Source organism: Streptomyces sp. NPDC025638, assembly GCF_055558775.1.
In genome coordinates, this window is the sequence record NZ_JBVHLX010000073.1 from 1 (window position 1) to 1,529 (window position 1,529).

Here is a 1,529-nt window from a genome sequence, read left to right on the forward strand (position 1 = left end):
CCTCAATACCAGTGACTTAAGGTCTGTTGCTGGTAGGGTGCGTGGCCGGGAGGTGCCTGGATGCCACGGCCGGGTCAAGTCAAGCCGGAGACGGACGAGCGGTTGTCGGACCGGATCGCGATCGGGTTGCTGACGCGGTCGTTCCCGCCGGAGCTCGTGGACCGGGTGGTGGCCGAGTGCGGGAGGTCCGGGCAGCGCAACCGGCTGCTGCCGCCGCGGGTGGTGGTCTACTTCGTGCTCGCCATGTGCCTGTTCGCCGGCCAGGGGTATGAAGAGGTCGCGCGGCTGCTGACGCACGGGCTGGCCTGGGCGAAACGCTGGTCGGGCTCCTGGCAGGTGCCCACCACGGCGGCGATCTCACGGGCCCGGGCCAAGCTCGGTCCTGAGCCGCTGAAGGCGTTGTTCGCCCAGGTGGCCAGGCCCTTGGCGACGGAGTCGACGCGGGGCGCCTTCTATGGCCGGTGGCACCTGTTGGCGATCGATGGCACGGTCTTCGACGTCCCCGACAGCGAGGAGAACGCCACGTACTTCGGGCGCCCGAAGACTCACCGCACTCAGCGGTGCGCGTTCCCGCAGGTGCGGGTGGTGGCGCTGGCCGAGTGTGGCACTCACGCCATCACCGCTGCCGCCCTGGGCCCGCTTGCGCTCTCCGAACCGGCCCTCGCGCGTGAGCTGTTCGGCCGCCTCGGCCCGGGTGACCTGCTGCTGGCCGACCGCGGCTTCACGGGTCTGGAGCTGTGGCGTGCGGCCTCGGCCTGCGGCGCCGACCTGCTGTGGCGGGTGAAGTCCAGTGCCGTGTTGCCGGTGCGCAAGGAACTGCCCGACGGCTCGTACCTGTCGGACATCGTGACGGCCAAGGACCACCGCAAACGCTCCGATCCGCAGGTGGTGCGGGTGATCGAGTACACCCTGGACGGTCCTGGCCGGCCTCCCGAGGAAGCCCCTTACCGGCTGATCACCACCATCCTCGACCACGAGGCCGCCCCCGCCCTGGAGTTGGCCGCCCTCTACCAGGAGCGGTGGGAGATCGAGACCACACTGGACGAGCTCAAGACCCACCAGCGCGGCCCCGCCGAGGTCCTGCGGTCCCGCTCACCCGGCGGCGTCGAACAGGAGGTGTGGGGCCATCTGCTGGTCCACCACGCCATCCGCACGCTGATGCACGACACCGCCGAACACGCCGGCCTCGATGCCGACCGGCTCTCCTTCACCCGCAGCATCCGCCTCGCCCGCCGCCAGGTCACCGCCCAGGCGGCCTTTTCCCCCTGACCGCCTGGCCGCAGCCCTCGCTGACAGCATCCGCGAGATAGCAGCACGCCGGTTACCCAAACGCCGCGCACGCCTCAACCCCCGCGTCGTCAAACGCAAGATGTCCAACTTCGGCGTCAAGCGCGACGAGCATCGACACGGCACCCGGCTTGCCCACCCTCCAGCCGCAGCCATCGCCCCGCACTGGCGCACCGCCCCGATCAACCCACCGGTCAAGGTCCCACGAAGCTGGGACCCAATCCCTTAAGTCACTGGTATTG

Annotated in this window: 1 protein-coding gene; it reads left to right on the forward strand. The window is 69.8% G+C overall.

The window, feature by feature from the left end:
* Nucleotides 1-60 precede the first annotated feature (60 nt).
* Nucleotides 61-1,269, forward strand: coding sequence for an IS4 family transposase (locus ACZ4EG_RS46620; RefSeq protein WP_467795063.1), 1,209 nt, complete (start codon nucleotides 61-63; stop codon nucleotides 1,267-1,269).
* Nucleotides 1,270-1,529: the final 260 nt, after the last annotated feature.